The organism is Micromonospora sp. NPDC005172, from assembly GCF_040608555.1.
In the GTDB taxonomy this organism is placed as follows: domain Bacteria; phylum Actinomycetota; class Actinomycetes; order Mycobacteriales; family Micromonosporaceae; genus Micromonospora.
On the sequence record NZ_JBEXIL010000012.1, the window covers coordinates 115,282 to 136,784 of the forward strand.

17 protein-coding genes and 1 tRNA gene are annotated in these 21,503 nt (G+C 68.7%); 9 read left to right on the forward strand and 9 right to left on the reverse strand.

Going from position 1 to position 21,503, the window contains the following annotated elements; translation table 11 throughout:
- Nucleotides 1-4 precede the first annotated feature (4 nt).
- The 4 genes from ABZV06_RS11175 to ABZV06_RS11190 form a co-directional block, all read right to left on the reverse strand.
- Nucleotides 5-775, reverse strand: a complete 771-nt coding sequence (locus ABZV06_RS11175) for a BTAD domain-containing putative transcriptional regulator (RefSeq protein WP_355620497.1) — start codon at nucleotides 773-775, stop codon at nucleotides 5-7.
- On the reverse strand, nucleotides 772-2,586 hold the full coding sequence (locus tag ABZV06_RS11180; protein WP_355620500.1) for an ABC transporter ATP-binding protein: 1,815 nt from the start codon (nucleotides 2,584-2,586) through the stop codon (nucleotides 772-774). The genes ABZV06_RS11175 and ABZV06_RS11180 overlap by 4 nt, the downstream gene beginning before the upstream one ends.
- Nucleotides 2,583-3,107 (reverse strand): TlpA disulfide reductase family protein, encoded by a 525-nt coding sequence (locus tag ABZV06_RS11185; RefSeq protein WP_355620503.1) that lies wholly within the window; start codon nucleotides 3,105-3,107, stop codon nucleotides 2,583-2,585. Before ABZV06_RS11185 ends, ABZV06_RS11180 begins: the two co-directional genes overlap by 4 nt.
- A gap of 66 nt (nucleotides 3,108-3,173) precedes the next feature.
- The gene (locus tag ABZV06_RS11190) at nucleotides 3,174-3,719 is read right to left on the reverse strand and encodes a MauE/DoxX family redox-associated membrane protein (protein WP_355620506.1); all 546 of its coding nucleotides are present in this window, start codon (nucleotides 3,717-3,719) and stop codon (nucleotides 3,174-3,176) included.
- A 161-nt stretch (nucleotides 3,720-3,880) separates the two neighbouring features.
- Here ABZV06_RS11190 and ABZV06_RS11195 point away from each other — a divergent pair, with 161 nt between their 5' ends.
- The 3 genes from ABZV06_RS11195 (at nucleotide 3,881) to ABZV06_RS11205 (ending at nucleotide 10,628) form a co-directional block, all read left to right on the forward strand.
- Nucleotides 3,881-4,351 carry a S26 family signal peptidase gene (locus tag ABZV06_RS11195; protein WP_355620509.1) on the forward strand — a complete coding sequence of 157 codons (471 nt, stop codon included), beginning with the start codon at nucleotides 3,881-3,883 and terminating at the stop codon, nucleotides 4,349-4,351.
- Nucleotides 4,352-4,549: 198 nt separating this feature from the next.
- On the forward strand, nucleotides 4,550-7,534 hold the full coding sequence (locus tag ABZV06_RS11200; protein ID WP_355620512.1) for a glycoside hydrolase family 3 C-terminal domain-containing protein: 2,985 nt from the start codon (nucleotides 4,550-4,552) through the stop codon (nucleotides 7,532-7,534).
- Between the two features lie 403 nt (nucleotides 7,535-7,937).
- Nucleotides 7,938-10,628, forward strand: coding sequence for an RICIN domain-containing protein (locus ABZV06_RS11205; protein ID WP_355232881.1), 2,691 nt, complete (start codon nucleotides 7,938-7,940; stop codon nucleotides 10,626-10,628).
- 45 nt (nucleotides 10,629-10,673) lie between these two features.
- On the opposite strand, the gene ABZV06_RS11210 is transcribed toward ABZV06_RS11205, so the two are convergent.
- Nucleotides 10,674-11,783, reverse strand: coding sequence for a DUF1996 domain-containing protein (locus ABZV06_RS11210; protein WP_355620515.1), 1,110 nt, complete (start codon nucleotides 11,781-11,783; stop codon nucleotides 10,674-10,676).
- Nucleotides 11,784-12,020: 237 nt separating this feature from the next.
- Here ABZV06_RS11210 and ABZV06_RS11215 point away from each other — a divergent pair, with 237 nt between their 5' ends.
- Both ABZV06_RS11215 and ABZV06_RS11220 read left to right on the forward strand, forming a co-directional pair.
- Nucleotides 12,021-12,317: a DUF6582 domain-containing protein gene (locus ABZV06_RS11215; RefSeq protein WP_355620518.1), complete on the forward strand. Its 297-nt coding sequence runs from the start codon at nucleotides 12,021-12,023 to the stop codon at nucleotides 12,315-12,317.
- A gap of 67 nt (nucleotides 12,318-12,384) precedes the next feature.
- Nucleotides 12,385-12,460: transfer RNA gene (locus ABZV06_RS11220), tRNA-Lys, on the forward strand.
- A 90-nt stretch (nucleotides 12,461-12,550) separates the two neighbouring features.
- On the opposite strand, the gene ABZV06_RS11225 is transcribed toward ABZV06_RS11220, so the two are convergent.
- A complete protein-coding gene (locus ABZV06_RS11225) occupies nucleotides 12,551-14,830 on the reverse strand; it encodes a DEAD/DEAH box helicase (protein ID WP_355620521.1) in 2,280 nt (759 codons plus the stop codon).
- A gap of 236 nt (nucleotides 14,831-15,066) precedes the next feature.
- Between ABZV06_RS11225 and ABZV06_RS11230 the strand changes: the two genes are divergently transcribed.
- Nucleotides 15,067-16,722 (forward strand): glycoside hydrolase family 44 protein, encoded by a 1,656-nt coding sequence (locus ABZV06_RS11230; protein ID WP_355620524.1) that lies wholly within the window; start codon nucleotides 15,067-15,069, stop codon nucleotides 16,720-16,722.
- Nucleotides 16,723-16,830: 108 nt separating this feature from the next.
- Nucleotides 16,831-17,400, forward strand: a complete 570-nt coding sequence (locus ABZV06_RS11235; RefSeq protein ID WP_355233081.1) for a kinase — start codon at nucleotides 16,831-16,833, stop codon at nucleotides 17,398-17,400.
- A 92-nt stretch (nucleotides 17,401-17,492) separates the two neighbouring features.
- On the opposite strand, the gene ABZV06_RS11240 is transcribed toward ABZV06_RS11235, so the two are convergent.
- Nucleotides 17,493-17,942, reverse strand: a complete 450-nt coding sequence (locus ABZV06_RS11240) for a hypothetical protein (protein WP_355620527.1) — start codon at nucleotides 17,940-17,942, stop codon at nucleotides 17,493-17,495.
- Between the two features lie 120 nt (nucleotides 17,943-18,062).
- Between ABZV06_RS11240 and ABZV06_RS11245 the strand changes: the two genes are divergently transcribed.
- Nucleotides 18,063-19,304: an FUSC family protein gene (locus tag ABZV06_RS11245; protein ID WP_355232892.1), complete on the forward strand. Its 1,242-nt coding sequence runs from the start codon at nucleotides 18,063-18,065 to the stop codon at nucleotides 19,302-19,304.
- On the opposite strand, the gene ABZV06_RS11250 is transcribed toward ABZV06_RS11245, so the two are convergent.
- Entirely contained in the window at nucleotides 19,287-19,712 is a 426-nt protein-coding gene (locus ABZV06_RS11250) for a VOC family protein (RefSeq protein WP_355232893.1), read from the reverse strand. The two genes, ABZV06_RS11245 and ABZV06_RS11250, sit on opposite strands and share 18 nt — an antisense overlap.
- A gap of 197 nt (nucleotides 19,713-19,909) precedes the next feature.
- Between ABZV06_RS11250 and ABZV06_RS11255 the strand changes: the two genes are divergently transcribed.
- Nucleotides 19,910-20,560 carry a glycoside hydrolase family 15 protein gene (locus tag ABZV06_RS11255; protein ID WP_355620578.1) on the forward strand — a complete coding sequence of 217 codons (651 nt, stop codon included), beginning with the start codon at nucleotides 19,910-19,912 and terminating at the stop codon, nucleotides 20,558-20,560.
- Between the two features lie 57 nt (nucleotides 20,561-20,617).
- Here the strand turns inward: ABZV06_RS11255 and ABZV06_RS11260 are convergent, their stop codons facing one another.
- Nucleotides 20,618-21,433 (reverse strand): DUF72 domain-containing protein, encoded by an 816-nt coding sequence (locus ABZV06_RS11260; RefSeq protein ID WP_355620581.1) that lies wholly within the window; start codon nucleotides 21,431-21,433, stop codon nucleotides 20,618-20,620.
- Between the last annotated feature and the right edge of the window lie 70 nt (nucleotides 21,434-21,503).

Below are 21,503 nucleotides of genomic sequence, written 5' to 3' on the forward strand. Positions count from 1 at the left end.
GCTGTCAATGCTGGCTCGGTGTCCGAATGATGTCGATCAACCGGCCGATTCGTCGACCGGGCTGGACGCCGAGGTCCGTGGCCAGGATCTGGCACAGGTGGTCATGGGTGGCCAGGGCGGACGCGACGTCGCCGCGCCTCATGTGCGCCTCGATGAGGTGCTCCCAGGCCCGTTCCCGGTACGGCCACTCCCGTACGAGGGGTTCCATCGCGTCGATGACGGAGTTGTGGTCGCCGAGGACGAGCTGCGCCTCGGCCAGATCCTCCATGGCCCGCCAGCGGCGCTCGTCCAGCGGCGCGGCCAGACCCGCGACCCCGGCGGTCCTGGCATCGACGCAGGCGTCTCCCCGCCACAGTCGCAGTGCCGAGGAGAGGGCCGTGACCCGGTCGGTGGCATCTGCGGGGAGCCGCGCGGCGGCCGCCCTGTGCGTCAGCTCGTCGAAGCGGGCGAGGTCGGTCGAGGTGAGACCGGTGCACAGGAGGTAACCCGGTGGGCGTGTCTGCAGGACGTGCACCGCCTCCGCCCCGCCGAGCCGGACGAGGCTCCGCCGGAGAGCGGAGACGTGACCCTGGAGCTTCGTCGTCGCCGTCATCGGGGGGTGCTCGTCCCAGATGACCTCGACGAGCCGGTTGACGCCGACGACGGCGCCCAGGTTGAAGGCGAGGGTCGCCAGCAACGCCCGCCGTCCCAGGCTGCCGATGGGCATCGGCTGGCCTCCGACAGTCGCCTCGATGGGGCCCAGCAACGAGACGCGGAGCAGGGTGTGAGCGTTCACATCGAGGTCCGGGTGGTGACCGCGTCGTGGTAGCCGGACGCCTGGAGGTGGAACAGGTCGGCATAGCGACCGCCCGATGCCAGCAGCTCGTCGTGACGGCCCTGTTCGAGAATGCGTCCGTCGGAGAGCACCGCGATGTTGTCCGCCTCCCGGACGGTGTTGAGGCGGTGCGAGATGAGCAGACTGGTGTGGCTGTGGCGCAGCGCGACCAGCCGCCGGTTGATCTCGTGTTCGGTCTCCACGTCCAGACCTGACGACGGTTCGTCGAGGATCAGCATGTCGGCGCCCTCCCTGAGCGCGGCTCGGGCGAGAGCCAGTCTCTGCCACTGTCCCCCCGAGAGCACGACGCCCACTCCGGGCGCATCCCCGTCGCTGAAGGCGCGCGTCAGCATGGTGTCGTACCCGTTGGGCAGTGCGTGCAGCGTGGAGTCGAGGTCGGCGGTGGCGGCTGCCGCCCGTACTCGTGCGCGGTCGTCGAGCGCGCTGATGTCGCCGACCGCGATGTTGTCGTGGGCCGAGAACTCGTACGTCATGAAGTCCTGGAAGGTGGCGCCGAGGCGGGCGCGCAGCGAGGCCGGGTCGAGGGTGGTGATGTCGACGCCGTCCCAGCGGATGACACCGCGATCGGGTACGTGGAAGCCGCAGAGCAGTTTGACCACCGTGGACTTGCCGGCTCCGTTGTCGCCGACCAGCGCGAGGGACGAGCCGCGGGGGATCCGCATGGTGAGGTCGCGCAGCACCCAGTCGTGGTCGGGCGCGTACCGGAACCAGACGCCGTCGAATTCCACGCCTCGCTGCAGCGGCGGCGCCGGGGGCAGCGCAACGGCCCGCCGGGTCTCGCCGATCACCGCGGTGATGTCCACGTAGTGGCCGAAGACGATCATCGTCTCGCCGAGCATGGCGATCTGCCGGACCAGGCTCGACGCCGATGTCTGCAACGCGGCCAGTGCCGCGATCACGACCACGAGGTCGCCGACGGTGCCGTTTCCGTCGGCGACCCGTGCGACGAAGACGGCCAGCGCGACCAGGGACACGATGCCGGTCAGCGCCGCGAGGGTGCTGTCGACCCACAGGGCCACGCGGTCCTGATGGCGCTCCTGCGCCTGGGCCGCCCGCAGCTCGCGCAGGAGACGGCCCTGGAAGAACGCGCCGAGCCCGAACAGCCGGATCTCCTTCGCGGCGCGCATGTCCAGCAGGAGCGCCGCGTAGAACGCCTGCCGGCGGAACATCGGCACGGTACGTTCCAGCATCGCGCCCCGCATCCGGGCCAGGCGGATCTGGGCCACCAGCGTGGGTAGCACGGCCAGCACGACCAGCGCGCTCACCAGGGGAGACCACCGGACGAGCGTCACACCGAAGGCCACAATGGTGATCAACTCCTGTCCGATGCCCAGGATCATGCTGTTGAGCTGCGTCGGCGCGAAGCGGCTCGCCTCATGGGCCAGCCGGAGCTGGTCGTGGAACCTGCTGTCCTCCAACTCGGTCAGGCGCGGATGCGCCGAGACCGCGCTGAACAGTTCCTGCTGGGTCCGGATCGTCACCCGACGTTCCGCGTCCCGCTGCGCGTACTGGGAAACGTGCAGGATGACGGGTGACACGATGGCCAGCACGCCGAACCCGACGACACCGAGCCAGATCGTCTGCCCGGCGCTGCCCGAGAGGCCGTCGATGATCGCTCGGGTGAACCATGCGGTGGCGACCGCCGTGAGGCCGCCCACCACCATGATCACTATGCTGACCGCTGCCGCCCAGGGCGCCGCGCCGAAGTAGATTCCGAAGGCGCGCCGCAACAACGTCGACGATCGCCTCATCGGCTGCCCAATACCTCGCCCAGGTCGTGACTGCGAGCCACCAGTCGGCCGTCCGCGCCGAACATCACGAACGTCGGGGTGCCCTGCACCTGGAACGCGGCCATCACCGCGCTCGGGGTGTCGTCCATGACCAGGAGACCGGCCTTCTGCAGCGTCGGACCAAGGTTCTCGGTCGTCTCCTCGGGCGCGGTGAGGAAGCTGACCACCCGTACGCCGCTGCCGGTGATCTCCTCCGCACGGTCGGCCAGCTTCTCGGCCTGGCCGGGGCAGTGTCGGCAGCCGGCGGAGAAGAAGCCGATCAACGTCGGGCTGCCCACGATGTCGGCCCGGGACAGCTGGCCGTCCGGTGCCACGAAGTCCGGCATGGCGGTGCCGAGCGGTAGCCCCGAGGCAGGCGGTGATGTCATTTCGATGAGCTTCGCCTCCGTCTCGCGCAGCCGCCTGATAACTGCGGCGCTCAGCGCGAGATCGGCGAGGACGAGTGCTGCGAGAATGGCGACAGCAGTGGACAGAAATGCCACAGAGGGCTCCTTTAATCGGCGCACCACAAGCGCGTCAGTGCGGGTGCGCATTCGATTCTGAGACTGTCAGCGCGCTTGTGGGACTCCGCGGACGAGCCAGGTCAGATCATCGAGTCTGACCAGTGCCGTGGTAATGAAGGCCGCAATGGTTGAGGCCACCAGAAATTGTGCCGGTGTCAGCATGCCGAGCGACACGGTGGGCAGGGTCGTGGCGCCGACGAGGGCGCCTGCCGCCGCTGCGGCGAGCAGGCCGCTGCGCGCCACGTGTCGCCATGCGACGGGAGTGCTCGTCGGACCGAAACAGTGGCAGCCTGCCGTGGACCCCTGCCGGACCGCGTGCGCGAGCGCGATCACGAACGCGCCGAAGAGCAGCACCGCTGCTGCCAGACCGACGGCTGCGGTCCCCGGCCAGATCAGGAGAGCGAGGACGCCGACCTCGGCCGTGATCGAGGCGGCCGCGACCGGGCGGGACCACCGTGTGGACGTGACCCGCAGTTCCGCGGTCGCATCGGCGAACGCCTCGAAGCTCGAACGCCTGCGTACCTTGCCGATGATGGATATGGCAAGAACGCCGGCCAGCATCAGAATTGCCGCGATAACGGCGACACTCACGACTTCCCCCCGTTCCCCGTGGTGTTCGTGTGTCGAGGGGCGTGACTCACGTAGGCCCCAAGAACCTTCGCCGGGAATCCCGAGGATATAGGCGTGTGACGATGTTGTCAACGACTTGTTTTGACCACGTAAAGATGAGAGCAATACACCGGGAGGTACGTATGACCGACGAATCGCAATTTCTGCTCGTCATCCTGGGCGTCCTCGTGGCGCTTGTCGCGCTGGTTGGCGGGGCCGTTTCGGCGCGCCGGCGCTTCCTCGTCGTGAGCGTCGCGGGGGACAGCATGGTCCCCAGCCTTGTCCACGGCGACCGCCTCCTGGTACGTCGAACGCACCGGTTCCGGGCCGGCGACATCGTCGTCGCACACCATCAGGAGGGTGGGCCTCGCGCGGCCGCGCCCGGCTCCGGGGCGTCCGACTGGCTCGTCAAGCGGGTCGTGGCGCTGCCCGGTGACCAGGTTCCGCAAGCGGTCGTGCCGGTGGTCGGCGATCAGGTGCGACGGGTGCCGGCCGGCATGACCGTGCTGCTCGGTGACAATTCGGGGAGCGTCGATTCGCGCCGGTGGGGCTTCGTCCCAGTCCGTGACATCGAGGGCGTGATGGTCCGGCGGCTGGCGTCCGGCGGCTCGTAGGGCGGGCGGTCGGTATTGCGACCACATAGGCGCAGCTCTATAGTCTGGCGGATCACACATTCATGGCCGTGGTAATGCGGCCGGGTCGTCGAAGCGCTTCGACGACTCGTCGTCTCAGGCCCGTCAGCCGGGTGTCGAGCCTGGCCACGCCGGTCTTGGCGCTGAATCGCGCCTGTCGTACGACATGAGGAGAACCGCATGCGGAAGTGGCGCCTTCGGCGCGGAATCACCGCGCTCGCGCTCGCCCTGCTCGCCCTACCGACCGTCCCCGGCACGGCACACGCCGACCCCGCCTACCCGTTCCGGGATCCCCACCTCCCCGTCCAGGCCCGGGTCGACGATCTGCTCGGCCGACTCACCCTGGACGAGAAGATCTCGTGGCTGCACCAGTACCAGCCGGCCGTTCCCCGACTGGGCATCGGCCTGTTCAAGACCGGCACCGAGGCGCTGCACGGCGTCGCCTGGTCGACCGACATCGACAACAACGGGGCGGTGGTCAAGGCCCGCGGCACGTCCTTCCCGCAGCCGGTGGGCATGGCGAGCACCTGGAACCCCGACCTGATCCAGCGGGTCGGCTCGGCCGTGGGTGACGAGGCGCGTGGCTACCACGCGCAGAACCCCCGGGTCTGGGGTCTCAACCTCTGGGCGCCGGTGGTCAACCTGCTGCGCGACCCGCGCTGGGGTCGCAACGAGGAGGGCTACTCCGAGGACCCGCTGCTCACCGCCAGGATCTCCACCGCGTACGGCTCGGGGATGACCGGCGGAGACCCGGACCACCTGAAGAGCGCACCGACCCTCAAGCACTACCTGGCGTACAACAACGAGGTCCGGCGCGACGTCACCTCGTCGAACGTCCCCCCACGGGTGCTCAACGAGTACGACCGGGCGGCCTTCAAGCCGGCCATCGCGGCCGACGCGGCGACCGGCGTGATGGCGTCGTACAACCTGGTCAACGGCCGTCCCGCCACCGTGGACCCGGACCTGGCGACGGTGGTACGAGGCTGGACCGACCAGCCGTTGATGAACGTCACCGACGCCTGGGCGCCGAACAACCTCGTCGCCTCGCAGGGTTACTACCCCACCCAGGCGGAGGGGAACGCGGCCATCGTCAAGGCCGGCCTCAACAGCTTCATCACCGACGACACCAACGCCCAGCCGACCGTCACCGCCATCAAGCAGGCCCTCGCCGCCGGCCTGCTCACCGAGGCGGACATCGACGCCCGGATCTCCGAGACCCTGAACATCCGCTTCCGCCTCGGCGAGTTCGACCCGGGCGGCGGCCGGTACGGGGCGATCACCCCGGACGTCATCAACAGCCCGGAACACCAGCGGCTGGCACGTCAGGCCGCCGGCGAGGCGATGGTGCTGCTGAAGAACTCCCGGCAGGCCCTTCCGCTGAACCCGTCCCGGACCCGCAAGGTGGCCGTGCTCGGCCCGCTTGCCGACACCCTCTACACCGACTGGTACGGCGCCGACATGCCCTACGAGGTGACCGCACTCGACGGCATCCGTGAGCGGTTGGGCAGCTCGGCCAGCGTCGACGGGCTCGACGGGGCCGACCGGATCGCGCTGAAGGACCCGTCCACCGGCCGGTACGTGACCGCCACCGGCACCACCGACGCGGACCCGGTCGCCACCACCGGCACCGACGCCTCGCTCGCGGCCCAGTTCGACAGCGTCGACTGGGGGCAGGGCGTGGTGACGTTGCGCAACGCGGCCAACGGTCGCTACCTCGGCTACAACTGGGGGCCGTTCGTCACCCGCGACGTGCAGCCGAACGGCTGGTACGTGCAGCAGCAGTTCACGCTGGAGCCGCAGGCCGACGGGACTGTCGCGTTGCGTTATGCCGGCTACGAGACGACCGAGAGCTGGTTCGGCGTCAACACGTACGTCACTGTCGGCGACGACGGCGCCCTCAAGCTCGGCGCGTCCACCGCGGCGGACGCGACCCACTTCTCCCGCGAGGTGATCAGCAGCGGTGTCGACCGTGCCGTCGCGGCGGCCAAGGCTGCCGACACAGCGGTCCTGGTCGTCGGCAGCAACCCGTTCATCAACGGGCGCGAGGCGCACGACCGCACCTCGATGGCGCTGAGTGCCGGCCAGGAAGCGCTGGTCAAGGCCGTGACGAAGGCCAACCCACGTACGGTGCTGGTGGTGCAGACCAGCTATCCGGTCACGATCGGGTGGGAGCAGGAGCACGTGCCGGCGATCGTCTGGACCACCCATGCGGGCGCGGAGACGGGTCATGCCATTGCCGACGTCCTGTTCGGTGACCGCAATCCGTCCGGCAAGCTCACTCAGACCTGGTACCAATCGGACCGGCAACTGCCGCCGGACCTGCTGGAGTACGACATCATCTCGTCCGGTCAGACCTACCTCTACAGCACCGCGAAGCCGCTCTACCCGTTCGGCCACGGGCTGTCGTACACCGGGTTCCGGTACGGCCAGCTCCGCACGGACGCCCGGTCGGTCGCGGCGGACGGCACGATCACGGCCCGCGTCGAGGTGACCAACAGCGGGAGCCGGGCGGGTTCCGAGGTCGTCCAGCTCTACGCCCACCAGCGCACGTCGCGGGTGAAGACCCCGATCCGGGCGCTCAAGTCGTTCCAGCGGGTGGACCTCGCCCCCGGGCAGACCCGCACCGTCACGCTGCGGGTGCGGGCCGCCGACCTCGCGAACTGGGACGTCACCCGCCGTCGGTGGGTGGTCGAGTCGTCCACGTACGACCTGATGGTCGGCGCGAGCGCCGCGGACCTCCGGGCCCGGACGGCGGTCGCGGTGCGCGGTGAGGCGATCCCGGCCCGGGACCTGTCCCGGACGACCAGGGCCGAGAACTTCGACGGGTACGCGGGGGTCCGGCTCGTCGACGAGACGAAGGTACGCGGTACGGCCGTGGGTGCCACCGCCTCCGGCCAGTGGATCTCCTTCGCGAAGTCCGCAGTGCGTCCGGGCAGCCATACCTTCACGGCCAGGGTCGCCAAGGCCACGGCGGGTACCGGCACGATCCAGGTTCGACTGGGCTCGCCCACCGGACGACTGCTGGGTACGGCCACCGTGCCCAGCACCGGCGACGACTACCGGTACGTCAGCGTCAGCGCCGAGGTGGCCCGGGCCGCCGGCACCCAGGACGTCTACCTGGTGTATGACACTCCGCTGCGGCTGGCGGACTTCTCGCTGCGGTGATGCGTGCTCGGCGGCTGCGGGGCGCTCGGGCGCTCGGTGACCGTTGGCGGCTGGGCGGTACGACACGCCGAGCGGGGCGCTGCTGAAGCAGCCACCGATCGGGTCGGGCCGGGGTGCCTCGTGCGCCCCGGCCCGATTCATCGGATGATGCCCATCCGCACCTGGTAACAGTCGCGTCTTTTGCCTTCTTCATAGGCTTTTAGACATAGATGAGACCCAATCTCGTATTGCATTCGTCACACGTCTGACATACGCTCCGCGAGAGACTTCGTAGCGATTGGCAAAAGAGTGCGGTCGGGCGGCACACGCCCCCCGCCGATCCTTGGTGGCGTCGCTGTTCCCTGCTTGTCGCTCGATGCACGTACCAGGCACCACGTCGACGACAAGTGAGAAAGGACAGCACGTGACATCAGCCGTATCCACCACCCGCACGGCACTGCTCGCGGCGGCGCTCGTCGCCGCCACGCTGCCGGCCGTGGTGATCAGTCAATCGCCGGCCTCGGCCGCGGTCCAGGAGACCTACTACGTCGCCCCGGACGGCAACGACAGCAACCCGGGAACCCTCGCGTCGCCGTTCAAGACGGTGCAACGCGCCCGGGACGTCGTCCGCACTGTGAACGTGAACATGACCGGCGACATCAACGTGTACCTGCGCGGCGGCAGATATCCGGTCACCAGCACCGTCGAGTTCGGCGCCAGCGACTCCGGCACCAACGGGTACCGGATCAGCTACGCCGCCTACGCCGGCGAGACCCCGGTCCTTGACGGCGGCGTCCCGGTGACCGGGTGGACCCAGCACAGCGGCAACATCTGGAAGGCGCCGCTGGATCGCAGCACCAAACTGCGCACGCTCTACGTCAACGACAAGCGCGCGCAGATGGCGACCAAGACCATCAGTTCGGCGGGGTGCTACGGGACGTACAACGTCACCGCCGGCCAGGCGTCCTGGGCGTGGGAGTCGGGCTCCCAGTGCGACGGCGCGAAGTACAGCCAGAACGACTTCCCCGCCATCCCCCGCAACCAGGACGACATCGAGATCGAGACGGGCACGACCTGGACCACCGCCATCGTGGGAGTCCGTCAGGTGACCACCGACGGCACGAACCGCGTCGCCCTGTTCCAGCAGCCGGGTGCGGCCATCGCGCAGGGCGCGTTCAACGGCAACGCCCAGGTCGGCGGCTCCCACAAGCTCATGAACGCGTACGAGTTCCTGGACGCGCCGGGCGAGTTCTTCTTCGACAAGAGCAGCAAGACCGTCTACTACTACAAGGCCAGCTCCGAGGACATGTCGACCGCGTCGGTCTACGCGCCGAACAACGTCACCACCGTGCTGCGCGTCGCCGGCACCTCGACGAGCAGCCACGCGCGCAACATCACCTTCTCCGGCCTGACCGTGCAGCACTCCGACTGGAACCTGTTCAACGTCGCCGGCTCGTCCTTCAAGCAGGCGCAGCAGGGCAACCTCGGCGCGCAGGCGTACGCGAAGGGCAACTTCCACGTCTACTACTACCGCAACGTGGACGTCACTCCCGGCATCGTCCAGGTGCAGAACGCCGACGGAATCCTCCTGCAACGCAACCGGGTCCAGCACACCGGCGCCGACGGCATCAGCATGGTCAACGACGTGCAGAACACGCAGTTGATCGGCAACTACACCAACGACATCGCCGGGTCGGCCATCGACGTCGGCCATCCACAGCACGTCTACATCGGAGACGGCACGTCGAGCAACCGGGAGAAGTACCTCCCGCAGGTCGAGGGGCTGCCGAAGAACATCGACATCAAGAACAACTACATCTACGACAGCGCGGTCCTGTTCAACGGGCACAGCCCCATCTCGGCGTACTTCGTCGACACCCTCACGATCCAGCGCAACCGGATCGAGAAGGCTCCCTGGTCCGGCATCACGATGGGCTGGGGCTGGTGGAACTTCGACGGGTCATCGGGGTCGATCGTGCCCAATCGGCCGACCACGACGGCGCGGAACAACACCATCAGCTACAACCACATCATCGACACGGTCCAGCGCCTCAGTGACACGGCGCCCATCTACACGCTGGGCAGCCAGCCTGGGACCACGATCACCAACAACTACCTCCAGGGTGTGCCCTCGGGCCACAAGTACGGACTCCACCCGGACGAGGGCTCGGCGTTCATCACGTTCCGCGACAACGTCCTGAGCATCGACAAGAACGTCACCTGGATGATCAATTCCGACGATTTCGGTCGGAAGCACGACCTCAGCATCACGCAGATCTACGGACCGATCAACAAGGTCTCGAACAAGAACCTGCCGAACAGCACGGTCGCCGACATCCTCGTCTCCTCCGACTACGTCTGGCCGGCGGCGGCGTACGGCATCGCGGCGAACTCCGGCCTGGAGGACGCGTACCGGGACATCATCCCGGCCAGCAGGTTCTCCGCGCCGAACTACGTGCTGCCGGCCAGCACGTACGTCACCAGTGGCACGGCGACGATCCCGATCCGGAGCACCGGCGACGCCACCAAGTCGGTCTGGCTGGCACCGTACGGCACGACCACCTTCACGGCCGGAGCGACGATGACCAGGGCGGCCGGTAACGCCACGTCCATCGCCGTGCCGGCCACGCAGGGCGAGTACCGGCTCTACGTCGTCGACGCACAGGGCAACCGGTCCGCCGAGTCGACCTCCATCGTCCGGCAGCAGAGCGGCGGTGGCAGTCAGCAGGGCGGGCAGCTCGTGGGCGGCCAGTCCGGCCGCTGTGTCGAGGTCCCCAACTCCTCGACGACCAACGGCACCCAGGTGCAGCTCTGGGACTGCGGCAGCGGCACCAACCAGCGGTGGACCTCCACCTCCGGCAAGCAACTGATGGTGTACGGCAACAAGTGCCTGGACGCCTCGGGAGCGGGCACCGCCAACGGCACCCAGGTCATCATCTGGGACTGCCACGGCGCCGCGAACCAGCAGTGGAACATCAACGCCAACGGCACCATCACCAACGGCCAGTCCGGGCTCTGCCTCGACGCCAACGGCGCGGGCAGCGCCAACGGCACGAAGCTCATCCTCTGGTCGTGCAACGGCGGCGCCAACCAGCAGTGGACGCTGCGTAGCTGATCACCACCGGAGTCCGGGGCCAGGCCGACACGGGCCTGGCCCCGGCTACTTCTGGTAGCCGTAGTTGTCGCAGGTCCTGCGTCCCAGGACACAGTTCTTGGTGCGCTTGTTCATGGTGTTGACATCCCACATCACGAACGCGTCGCCGTGCATCGACGAGGCGCTCTTGCCCTCCTTGTCGGAGGCGAGGTAATAGCCCGCCGGGGTGCCCTTGGCCGGGTACTGGATGTCGAAGGTGATCGCCGGAATCCGAACCGGGTGGCCGGGCGGGCAGGTATTGCCGCTGCCGTACGCCACATGGTCCTTGTGGTTGGGGCTGTCCAGGTGCTTGCCGTCCCAGCAGTCGGGGAACTGCAGCATGAAGTGCAGCGTGGCGGTCCCGCCGCAGATCGGCCAGTTGCCGTTGGTGCTGCGGGCGACGCCGTCGAGGTCGCCGGGGCCGTAGAAGGCGCAGTAGAACTGGCCGGTCGCGCCGCGCGGTGTCGGTGTCCTCTTCTTGGCGTCGCCGGAGACCATGCGCAGGCCGTTGGGCATCGGCATCTGGCCTGTCGAGTTCTTCGCGAGCGAGCGGTAGTAGACCCGGAAGCCTGTGGTCTCGACCGGCTTCCCGGTCGCGTTGTCGAAGAGCGTGGGCACCCAGTACGCGGAGTGATCCTGGATCGGCTTGCAGGACGTGGCAGTGAACTTCGTCAGGTCTCCGGCGACGGTGTTCGCGTTGACCGCCTTGTTGCCGACGAAGGAGTGCATGTGTGAGGCGCCCGGGAGACCGGGGGCGACGATCGGGTCATCCGGCAGCCGGTGGCTGTACTGGCAGTCCGCCCGGAACTCCGGGAGGTCGCCGACACCGGCCGGGGCGGGGTCGATTCTCAGCGCCTCGTACGCGTCGGACTGCGCCTTCCAGGCCGCACGGTCGACGGGAACCCAGCCGGTGACGGGGGCCTTCGGTGCGGCAGTGGTCGACGGCGTCGCGCCGGTCGACGGGGTCGCGGAGACCGACGGTGTCGCAGAGGCCGGGACCCCCGTTGCGGGCGACTCCGCCTGCCCAGCCGACGGCGACGGGTATCCGAGGGCGTTGGCCGCGTTCGACGGCTCGGGCTGCGCCCCGCCGTTGCTGAAGTACACCGCCCCGGCCGCGACGACGAGCACGACTGCCACGCCCGCGGCGACGCTCAGTCTCTTGTGGGTGGCCCACCCCGGGGGACGATGACGCGACGGCGGCGGGCCTTCGTACGACACGGGTCACTCCCAACGAACAGACGACAGGGCTGACCCGAACGGTCACGGGCCGCCGTATGGTAGGCATTCGCCGCGCATGCCGGACAGGGTCTTTAAACACTCTTAATCAAGCCGGTCCGGGCGTACCTCTGGACGAAAAATGGGTAATGGTGGGCGATGGAGTCGACCTGGAAACCCCACGAGGAGCACGGCGGCCTGACGGACAAGGACAAGCGCGAGCTTCCGGAGAGCGTCTTCGCATTCCCCGGCAAGCGCAAGGAGCCGATGACCGACGCGGGCCACGTCCGTAACGCGATCGCCCGCTTCGACCAGGTGCAGGGTGTCACCGACAAGGACCGTGACCTGGCCTTCCAGAACATCCTCGCCGCCGCCGAGCACTACGGCGTCGAGGTCGCCGAGACGAACTGGAAGCAACTCGGCAAACTGCCGCACACGCCGAACCCCGCCCACTGAGCACAGCCCGGGGATGGGTTCCGAGGGTGGTTCGCGGGCGTGTTAGCGTGCTCGTCGTTGTCAGCGAGCGCCGCTAGCTCAACTGGCAGAGCAGCGGACTCTTAATCCGCGGGTTCGGGGTTCGAGTCCCTGGCGGCGCACCAACGATCAAGGCCCTGACCTGGTGGTTCACCCCGGGTCGGGGCCTTTTCGTGTCGTGTCATGTCGCGGGTGGGTGGTCGCTCGGCCCGCCGTCAGGACACCCGCCGTTCGTCGAGGCCGAGCCGCTGACGCTCGACCATGATGATCCGCCGGTCGAGCGGGATCGCCTCGTCGGCGAGGAGGTCGTGGTCGACGTAGCTGCCGTCAGTCGCCGACGGGTCAGCCATCTTCGCGATGCTGTCATGGGTATATGCGCGGATCAGGGCACTCTTGCGTTCGAGCATCTCCACCAACCGCTGATCCACGGTGTTTCTGGCCAGCAGGCGGTGAACCCGTACACCGCGGGTCTGTCCCATCCGGTAGCACCGCCGGATGGCCTGCTCCTCGTGTGCCGGGGTCAGTTGCGGCTCGGTGAGCACGACCACCGACGCCGCTGGGAGATTCATGCCCACCCCGCCAACGCCGATCTGGCTGACCAGGACCGCGTGCCCGTCCGTACCGCTGAAGTCGTCCACGACCTGCTGCCGAGCGGCGACGGGGACGGTCCCGGAGAGCAGGAACGTCGGAGTGCCTTCCTGCAGGCTCACGCGTACGCGGTTCAGAACCTCCAGGAAGTAGGAGAAGACCACGACCTTCCATCCGTTGTCCGCGGCCTCCTGGACGACCTCGCGCAGGCGCTCCACCTTCGCCGGCATGCGTGATCCGTCCGTGACCACGGCGGCGCGACGCATGTCGGCGAACCGCCGGGCCTCGACCGCCCGCTGGTAGGTGCGCGTCTCCGCCTGACCCATCTCGACCCAGTCTGCGACCTCGATCAGGTCCGGAAGTTCGTCGAGGACGTCTTTCTGGTTGCGGCGCAGGTACACGTTGGCGACCTTGCGGCGGAAGCTGGCAGCACCGGCCAGTCCGTCCGTGACGGTGATCGTGCCTGCCACCGCGGGGTTCAGGTAACGGATCAAGTTTCGGAACTCGTCGACCCGGTTCAGCATCGGTGTGCCGGTCAGGAAGAGGGCTCGGGGCGCCTGGGCGAGATACGCGGCGACGGCCTGGGACCGCTGGGCCGCGGGATTCTTGATCAGTTGCGCCTCGTCCACGATGACGACGCCGGGGCGGAGGTCTTGAGGTAACGACAGCCGGCTCAATGTCTCGAAGGTGGTGACGGCCACGCCGCCGTCGGCGTGCCATCGGCGGATCGCTTCGTCGCGCTGCGGCCCGTGTAGCCGGTGGGCGGGCAGCGTGCTGTGGGATGCGATCTCGTTGAGCCAGTTCACGATGACGCTGGCCGGGCAGACGACGAGGAAGTGACGCCCTCCGGCGGCAGTGAGGTGGGCGCAGACCGCGATGGCTTCGATCGTCTTGCCCAACCCCATCTCGTCACCGAGGATGCAACGCCGTTGCAGGAGCGCGTACCGGACTCCGAAAGCCTGATAGCCGCGCAACGTGACGCGTAACCTCCCGAGGTCCAGCCCGATCTGCGCGGCCTGGTTCTGCAGAGCCTGCGGCAGGTGTCCATGAGCGGCGGCACCGTCTGTCGTGCTACCGCTGACCCGCTCAAGCAGCGTGTTGTAGACCGCGGCGTGGCGTGTGAAGTCGGCCCACAGCGCATCCCGGCCGGCAGTTGAAGCGTGGGTGTTCAGTTGGTCCTGCCGGGCCAGGAGCGTGGCCGCTGCGTCTGCCTGGCGACTACTCACCAGTCGCTCCACCTCCGCTACCGCTGTCCAGGCAGCCGCCTTGGTGGCGGCCCGAGCGAACAGCAGCCCGCCTCTGTGTGTGGCGCGCCTCGCCCTGCGCAGGGCATCGTCCAGGTCGTCGGCGAGGGAGCCCAGGCGGGCGCTCCCATCGGCGTGCAACTCGGTGACGATGCGAAGCACCCACAGAGCCCGCAACAGCGGCTCCAAGGCCGGGTTCTTGCGGTTGGCATCCAAGCGCACCGAGGCACTCTGCTGGAAAAGGCGTCGAATCGCCTGCGCCGCGTCGGCTACGGCCGCAGCGCTGTGGCTTCCTACTCCTGGAAGGCGTACGAGATCACCGTGCGATGCGTGCAGCACGTCCAGGACTGTTCGATAACCTCGGCGCTCCAGGCTCGGCGCGATTCGCAGACCCGGCCGCACGGATCGGAGTTCCTGGATCGGTGTGCTCCGTAACCCCTCGACCACGGCGTCATGCTGTCCTTGGCGGTACAGTTCTGCCGCCTCAAGCTCCGCGGCTGTTCGAGCCGATCCGAACGCGGTGAGCTGCTCCTGCAGCAGGTGCCCACGACGCCACACCTCGAGTGCGGATTGTCGACTGAAGGTCACCTCTGTTACGTCTCGGGGCTCTGGTCGCGCCGCCTCCCGTTGACCCAAGCCTCTGCTCCTTCCCGCAGCATCCACCCTCCGTCACGCCAGCAGGTGAAGACAACGACCGCACGGTGTCAGAACGCTGATAGACAAGCATCATCTCGGTCCCGAGGTTGCCCGGCCAGCTTGTCAGGCACGACGACTGCGACGGCGGGGTGTTCCGCCCCATCTCACTTGTATCGATCCAACTCGATTGACTCAACATTGACAGGCAGTAATATGTCTGCGGGTTCGGTCCGTCCCGGGTCGATCGGCGGTGGGAGTCTCTGATGGGTGTGCAACGACGGCGCAAGCCGCGCTCTGCCACGGTGATGGGTGTGGCCGGATCGCTCGTGGTGGGGCTGCTGACCACCCAGGCCGTCGCCGGCCCGGCGGAGGCTGCCGCCGGGCTCGCCCTCACCGTGGACGTGTCTGCCGCTCGGCACGCGATCAGCCCCGACATCTACGGCATGAACGGGGGCGACCCCGCGCTCGTCACCGAACTCGGCACGCCGGTGGCTCGGTGGGGTGGTAACGCGACCAGCCGTTACAACTTCAAGAACCACACCTACAACACGGGTAGTGACTGGTACTTCGAGAACATCGTGGCCGGACCTGACAACACGGTCGAGGCGTTCGTCCAGCGGAACCGGGACCGCGGGACCAAGCAGGTGGTCGCCGTGCCGTTGATCGGATGGGTGGCGAAGGATTCGCCCTCGCAGCACCCGTTCGCCTGCGGCTTCCCGGCCACCCGCTTTCCCGAGCAGGACTCGTTCGACCAGTGGGACCCCAACTGTGGAAACGGCCGGCACGCCGACGCGAACCTGACCGGTGCCGTACCCACGGACACCTCGATCCCGGCCGACGCGTCGTTCGCGGGCGAGATGGTGTCCCATCTCGTGAACCAGTTCGGTCCGGCGTCCCGCGGCGGCGTGTCGATCTACGAACTCGACAACGAGCCGGTGCTGTGGAACTCCACCCACCGTGACGTGCATCCCGAGCCGGTGAGCTACGACGAGCTGGGCGGCAAGGGCACGGCGACCGCTGCGGCGATCAAGGCTGCCGACCCCCGTGCGGCAGTGCTCGGCCCGTCCGGCTGGGGCTACTGCGAATGGGTGGCGTCCGGCGTGGACGGATGTGCGCCGGGTGCCGACGCGGCGGCGCACGGCGGACTCAACCTCTCCCAGTGGTATCTGAAGAACATGAAGGACTTCGGCGACGCCCACGGCGGAAAGCGATTCCTCGACTACTTCGATCAGCACTACTACCCGCAGATCAGCGGCGGTAAGGACGCGGAATCCAACGCGCTGCGGCTGCGGTCCACCCGGTCGCTGTGGGATCCGACGTACGTCGACGAGTCGTGGATCGGCCCCGGTGGGGTGAACGCGCCGCCGTTGCAGTTCATCCGCCAGATGAAGGCGTGGGTCGCGCAGTACTACCCCGGCACCAAGGTCGCCATCACCGAATACAACTGGGGCGCCCTGGACGACATCAACGGCGCGCTCGCGCAGGCCGATGTCCTGGGCATCTTCGGGCGCGAGGGTCTGGACCTCGCGACCATCTGGGGCGAACCCGCGCCGACCGACCCCGGCGCGTACGCGTTCCGGATGTACCGGAACTACGACGGCGCCAAGAGCAGGTTCGGCGACGTGAGCGTGTCAGCGGTCAGCAGCGACCAGGGCCAGCTGGCGGTCTACGCCGCGCAGCGCTCGTCCGACAAGGCGCTCACGGTGATGGTGGTCAACAAGACGGGCGGCGATCTGACCTCGCGGCTCGCGCTCGCCGGATTCCAGGCCGGGGACAAGGCGCAGCGGTTCACCTACGGCCCGGCCGATCTCACCTCGATCGTCCGAGGTGCGGATCTGCGGGTGACCCGGGGTGGCATCAGCGCGACGTACCCGGCGAACTCCGTGACGCTGCTCGTCCTGCCGCAGCGCCGACACTGAGCCACCTGCTCCTGCCATGAGGCCCTCCGGGGCCGGCACTCGCGCCCTTCTGCTGGCAGCGAAGAGGATGTGGTGAGGTCTCGTCCACCGGCCATGCTGGCAGGCTTCGTGGTCGCTGAGCCCATCGGTACCCCGGACACGATCCTCGTCTGTATCCGGGGCAACTCCGGCTCGGGCAAGAGCAGCATCGGTCGCGAGCTACGACGCCGGCACGGCCGGGGCTGTGCCCTCGTCGAGCAGGACTACCTGCGCCGCATCCTGCTGCGGGAGCGGGACGAGCCCGGCGGGGCAGCGCCGGCGTTGATCGGGCAAACCGTTCGGTTCGCGCTCGACCACGGCTACCACGTGGTCGTGGAAGGCATCATGCACACCAGTCGCTACCGAAGCATGCTGACCGCACTGCGGGACGGCCACCGCGGCCGGTCACTGTTCTGCTATCTCGACGTGTCGCTGGCCGAAACCCTGCGCCGGCACCTCACCCGCCCGCAGGTCAATGAGTTCACCGCCGAGCAGATGAGCGGCTGGTACGCCGCTCACGACGTCCTGGGCTGGCCTGACGAACTCGTTCTGCCCGAGACGACCGGACTGGACGAGGCCGTTGAGGCCATCGCCGCTGCGTCCGGGCTACCCCAGACCGGTCGCGACGACGACCGTCCTCAGAATGTTTCCACTCCGTAGAGCAGTTCTGCCGGCTACCGCATTCGATCAAGCGCTTCGGCCAGTGATGCCGCGACGTCTGGCCGAGGGAAGTCCCAAACCCACGCAGGTCGTCAGGCTTTGGCGAACCTCGTGGTCAGTCGCTCGGTCGCTTTGACCTCGTACTTCATGTGGTAGCCGGCGGCGATCACCATCGCCTCGGCGACCTTGGCGGCGTGCTCGTGGCCCTTGACGGCGGCGTTGGTGGCCAGGTCGACGGGTTGCCCGGTGGCGAGGCTGCCGGCCAGGGCGAGCAGCCGTCGGTCGTCGTCGGACAGGTGCTCGACCGCCGGTAGCGCGAGGAGCGCCGGCCAGTCGCGGATGACCGCTACCTGGATGTCGTGGCCGTCGTCGTACTCGGGGATCTGCACGACGTCGACCAGGTCGGCGAAGCCGGGTTGGTCCGGCAGCTTGGTGGAGGTCAACAGGTGTACTGCGGCCTTCCTGGTGTCGGGACCGCCGATCCAGGCGCCGGCGCGGATCAGCGTACGCAGAGAGTCGGGGCTGAACTCGGAGGTGGACATGGCAGTGGCCTCCTTCGCCGGGAATGCTCGCTCTCGAGTACAGCAGACGTCGACAACTGTGGATTCCGTGCAGGCAACACCGCGCCGGATAGGTCCCCTCGCGCCGGGTATGCGGCGCGAATGTCTGCCCACCAGGGGTCGGAGGCCGACGGCGAGCCGGTGCGCCATCGGGAGTCCCGGATCGACCGAGTACGGGCGCGGGCACGCGAGGGGCTGCGCTCGCGTGCCTGGCGGCTGCGCCTGTTCGGTCTGCTCGCGGTGCAGGCCGGCATCGCCGCGGCGATCGCCTGGTTCGTGGCGTACCAATTCCTGGACAATTCTTCCCCGGTCCTGGCGCCGACGACCGCGGTCGGCATCGTGGCGGCCTCGATGGGGTCGCGCCTGCGGCGCACCATCGAGCTGCTGGTCGGTGTGACCCTGGGGCTGGCGGTCGGTGACACGCTGATGCCGTTCTTCGGCATCGGGCCCTGGCAGACGGGTGTGGTCGTCGTGCTGGCGATCGGGGTCGCCATCCTGCTCAAGGGCGGCGGATCGCTCCTCACCCAGGCCGGTGGCACCGCGGTGCTGATCGCCACCCTGGAACCGCCGCTACGCGACCTGTCCATCCCCCGCTTCGTCGACGCGGCGGTCGGTGGGCTGGTTGGGCTGGGGGTCGGTCTGCTCCTGGTGCCCATCCATCCGCAGCGGACGTTGCTGCGGCTGGCCGAGCCGGTGGTCGGGCCGGCGGCCGACCTCATCCATGAGTTGGCCGCGGCGCTGCGGACGCGCGATCTCGGTGACGCCGAGCGGAGCCTGCGCGGACTGCGGGAGCTCGATCCCCGCCTGGGCGCTCTGAACGACGGGCTCGGGGCCGCGCAGGAGGTGACGCGGCTGGCACCCCTGCGGTGGCGCGAGCGCGATTCCCTGGACTTGCACACCACGGCCATCAGGCATCTGGAGCGGAGCCTGCACGGTTGCCGCTCTCTGTGCCGGCGACTGACGACAGCCCTGAAGGACGACGAACCGATTCCCGAGGAGTTTCCGCAGGCCATCGACCTGCTGGCCGACGCGCTGCCGACCCTGCGTCGGGCGATCCAGACCGGTGCGGAGCCCAGGGAGGCGCGCGACCAGATCCTGGCGGGCATCGAGCTGGTCGGACGCGCGCAGGGAGCCGTCCGGGACTCCACCCGCCCGCACATCCATCGTCTCGGCTATTCCGGGTTGGTCGCGGTGGGGGAGTTCCGGGCGGCCGCCCACGATCTGCTGATCGCCAGCGGGATCGAGACCCAGAGGGCGGCTGCGCTGGTGCGGCAGGCGGTGGACCAGGACCACCAGGATCGAGCGGCGGGAACGGGGACGCCGAGCTCAGACCGCCCGGAGTGAGGCGAGGATGTCGAGGTAGTGCGGGTTGGTCATGACGCCCAGCACGTTGCCGAAGGGGTCCACCACCGCCGCCGTCACGAAACCCTCGTCTCCGTGGGGCGTGATCGGCTGGTACTCCGTGGCGCCCAGCGCCAGGAGCCGATCCACGGTGGCGTCGAGGTCGTCGACGTGCCAGTGCATGACCGCGCCCCCGGGCCCGCTCGCCGCGCCTGGGGGCGCGTACCGGCGGTCGATGATGCCCAGCTCCGCCTGGTAGTCGCCGAGGCGGAACTCGGTGTAGGCGGGACGCCCGTCGGGGCCGGGCCGCGAGAAGTACGCCTCCTGGCCCAGGAATCGGGCGTACCAGTCGGTGGCCGCCGCCACGTCGTCGGCCCAGATGTTCAGGGTGGCGAATCCGCGCAGGCTCATCCAATGTCCTTCCGTCGATGTCGTCAGGCGCCCACGCTATCGGCGGCCACCGACACCTCGCCCGGACGTCGGGACGGCGTTCGTGTAGCGCGCGGGTTCCCGGGTAGTCGTCGCCGTCAGCCTGACGAGGGGGTTCAGCGTGGGGACGACTTTACGGCGAGGCGCTCAACTCGTTGCACCTCGCCGACCGGAGCGGGTTGATGGCGTCGTACGACGGGTGGCGTAAGACGGCGAGCCTGATGGACTGGCTCTGCGACCACTGGGACCAGCCCGAGGACGGCATCTGGGAGACCCGGTCCGGCCGGCAGGTTTTCACCTACGGGCGGATGATGTGCTGGCTGGCGCTCGACCGGGCCATCCGCCTCGCACGGGCCCGGGGGCGTCCGGCGGACACCACCCGCTGGGCGGCCGAACGCAGCGCCATCTACGAGCAGGTCATGGCCCGTGGGTTCCATCCGGGCCGGCAGGTCTTCGTGCAGCACTACCGCACCGACATCACCGACGCCTCGCTCCTCGCGATGCCCGGCGTCGGCTTCATCGCGCCGAACGACCCGATGTGGCTGTCGACGTTGCGGGCGATGGACAACGAGCTGGTCTCGGACAGCCTGGTCTACCGATACGACCCGAAGGCGTCGCCCGACGGGCTCGCCGGCTCCGAGGGCACCTTCAGCATGTGTACCTTCTGGTCCGTCCAGGCGCTGGCCCAGGCCGGACGGATCGACGACGCCGAACTGACGTTCGAGAAGATGCTGACGTACAGCACGCCGCTGGGCCTCTACTCGGAGGAGATCGCGCCCACCGTGAGCAGATCGGCAACTTCCCGCAGGCGTTCAGTCACCTCTCCCTGATCAGCACGGCCCACCACCTCAACGCGCTCCTCGACCGCGAGCCGTGATGGCCGGCGATCAGAACAGGGTCAGGGGTTCGACAGGTGTCGGGTCGGGCAGCGCGGCGAGGCCTGGCACTCGGGCGCGTACCTCGTCGTGGAAGCGGCGGGCGAGCTGCGGGGCGTCGGCGTTGTCCGGCGTGTGGACGAACATGGTGGGGGAGCGGCCCTCGCGCAGCCAGCCGGCGGCGACCTCGACCCAGCGCTGCCACCCCTCGACGGTCCGGGTGTCGTCGTCGCGACCCAGGTAACGCACGATCGGACGGTCGGTCAGCGCGACGGCCCGCAGCGGCACCCGGGGCTTCTTGGTCCAGGCGTCGCGCTCGGCGTCACTTGTCGGCGGGCGGCTGAAGAACGCGGTGGTGTCGAAGGGAATCCACTCGGCCGACGCTGCGGTGAGGGTCTCCTCCAGCAGCCGGATCGCGCGTGGCTCGGTGAAGAACGCGGGATGGCGGACCTCCACGGCATACCGGTGGGAAGCCGGGAGCTGCGCGAGGAACCGACCGAGCATGGGTACGTCGGCGGGCGCGAACGACCCCGGCAGCTGGACCCAGAGGGCGTGCACGCGCGGGCCGAGGGGCTCGATCGCGTCCAGGAAGGCGCGCAGCGGCCCGCCGGCGTCGGTGAGCCGGCGTTCGTGCGTGATCACCTTGGGCAGCTTGAGGACGAACCGGAAGTCGGCATCCGTCTGCGCCGCCCAGGACGCCACGGTGTCCCGGGCCGGGGTCGCGTAGAACGTGGTGTTGCCCTCCACGGCATCGCACCAACTGGCGTAGTGCCGTAGGCGCTCTCCGGAGGGCAGCGAGTGGCCCGGCCACGACCGGTGACTCCACATCGCGCACCCCACGTGCAGACGCATGGCGGCCCTCCTCCGGTGTGCGGCCGCGCCCACCATAACCGGCACC

Bases quoted from the DNA above. Each gene is read 5' to 3' on its own strand.
- ABZV06_RS11180 (WP_355620500.1), bottom strand. From the start codon at position 2,586: ATGAGGCGATCGTCGACGTTGTTGCGGCGCGCCTTCGGAATCTACTTC.
- ABZV06_RS11195 (WP_355620509.1), top strand. From the start codon at position 3,881: ATGACCGACGAATCGCAATTTCTGCTCGTCATCCTGGGCGTCCTCGTG.
- ABZV06_RS11200 (WP_355620512.1), top strand. From the start codon at position 4,550: ATGCGGAAGTGGCGCCTTCGGCGCGGAATCACCGCGCTCGCGCTCGCC.
- ABZV06_RS11215 (WP_355620518.1), top strand. From the start codon at position 12,021: ATGGAGTCGACCTGGAAACCCCACGAGGAGCACGGCGGCCTGACGGAC.
- ABZV06_RS11230 (WP_355620524.1), top strand. From the start codon at position 15,067: ATGGGTGTGCAACGACGGCGCAAGCCGCGCTCTGCCACGGTGATGGGT.
- ABZV06_RS11240 (WP_355620527.1), bottom strand. From the start codon at position 17,942: ATGTCCACCTCCGAGTTCAGCCCCGACTCTCTGCGTACGCTGATCCGC.
- ABZV06_RS11245 (WP_355232892.1), top strand. From the start codon at position 18,063: ATGTCTGCCCACCAGGGGTCGGAGGCCGACGGCGAGCCGGTGCGCCAT.
- ABZV06_RS11250 (WP_355232893.1), bottom strand. From the start codon at position 19,712: ATGAGCCTGCGCGGATTCGCCACCCTGAACATCTGGGCCGACGACGTG.
- ABZV06_RS11260 (WP_355620581.1), bottom strand. From the start codon at position 21,433: ATGTGGAGTCACCGGTCGTGGCCGGGCCACTCGCTGCCCTCCGGAGAG.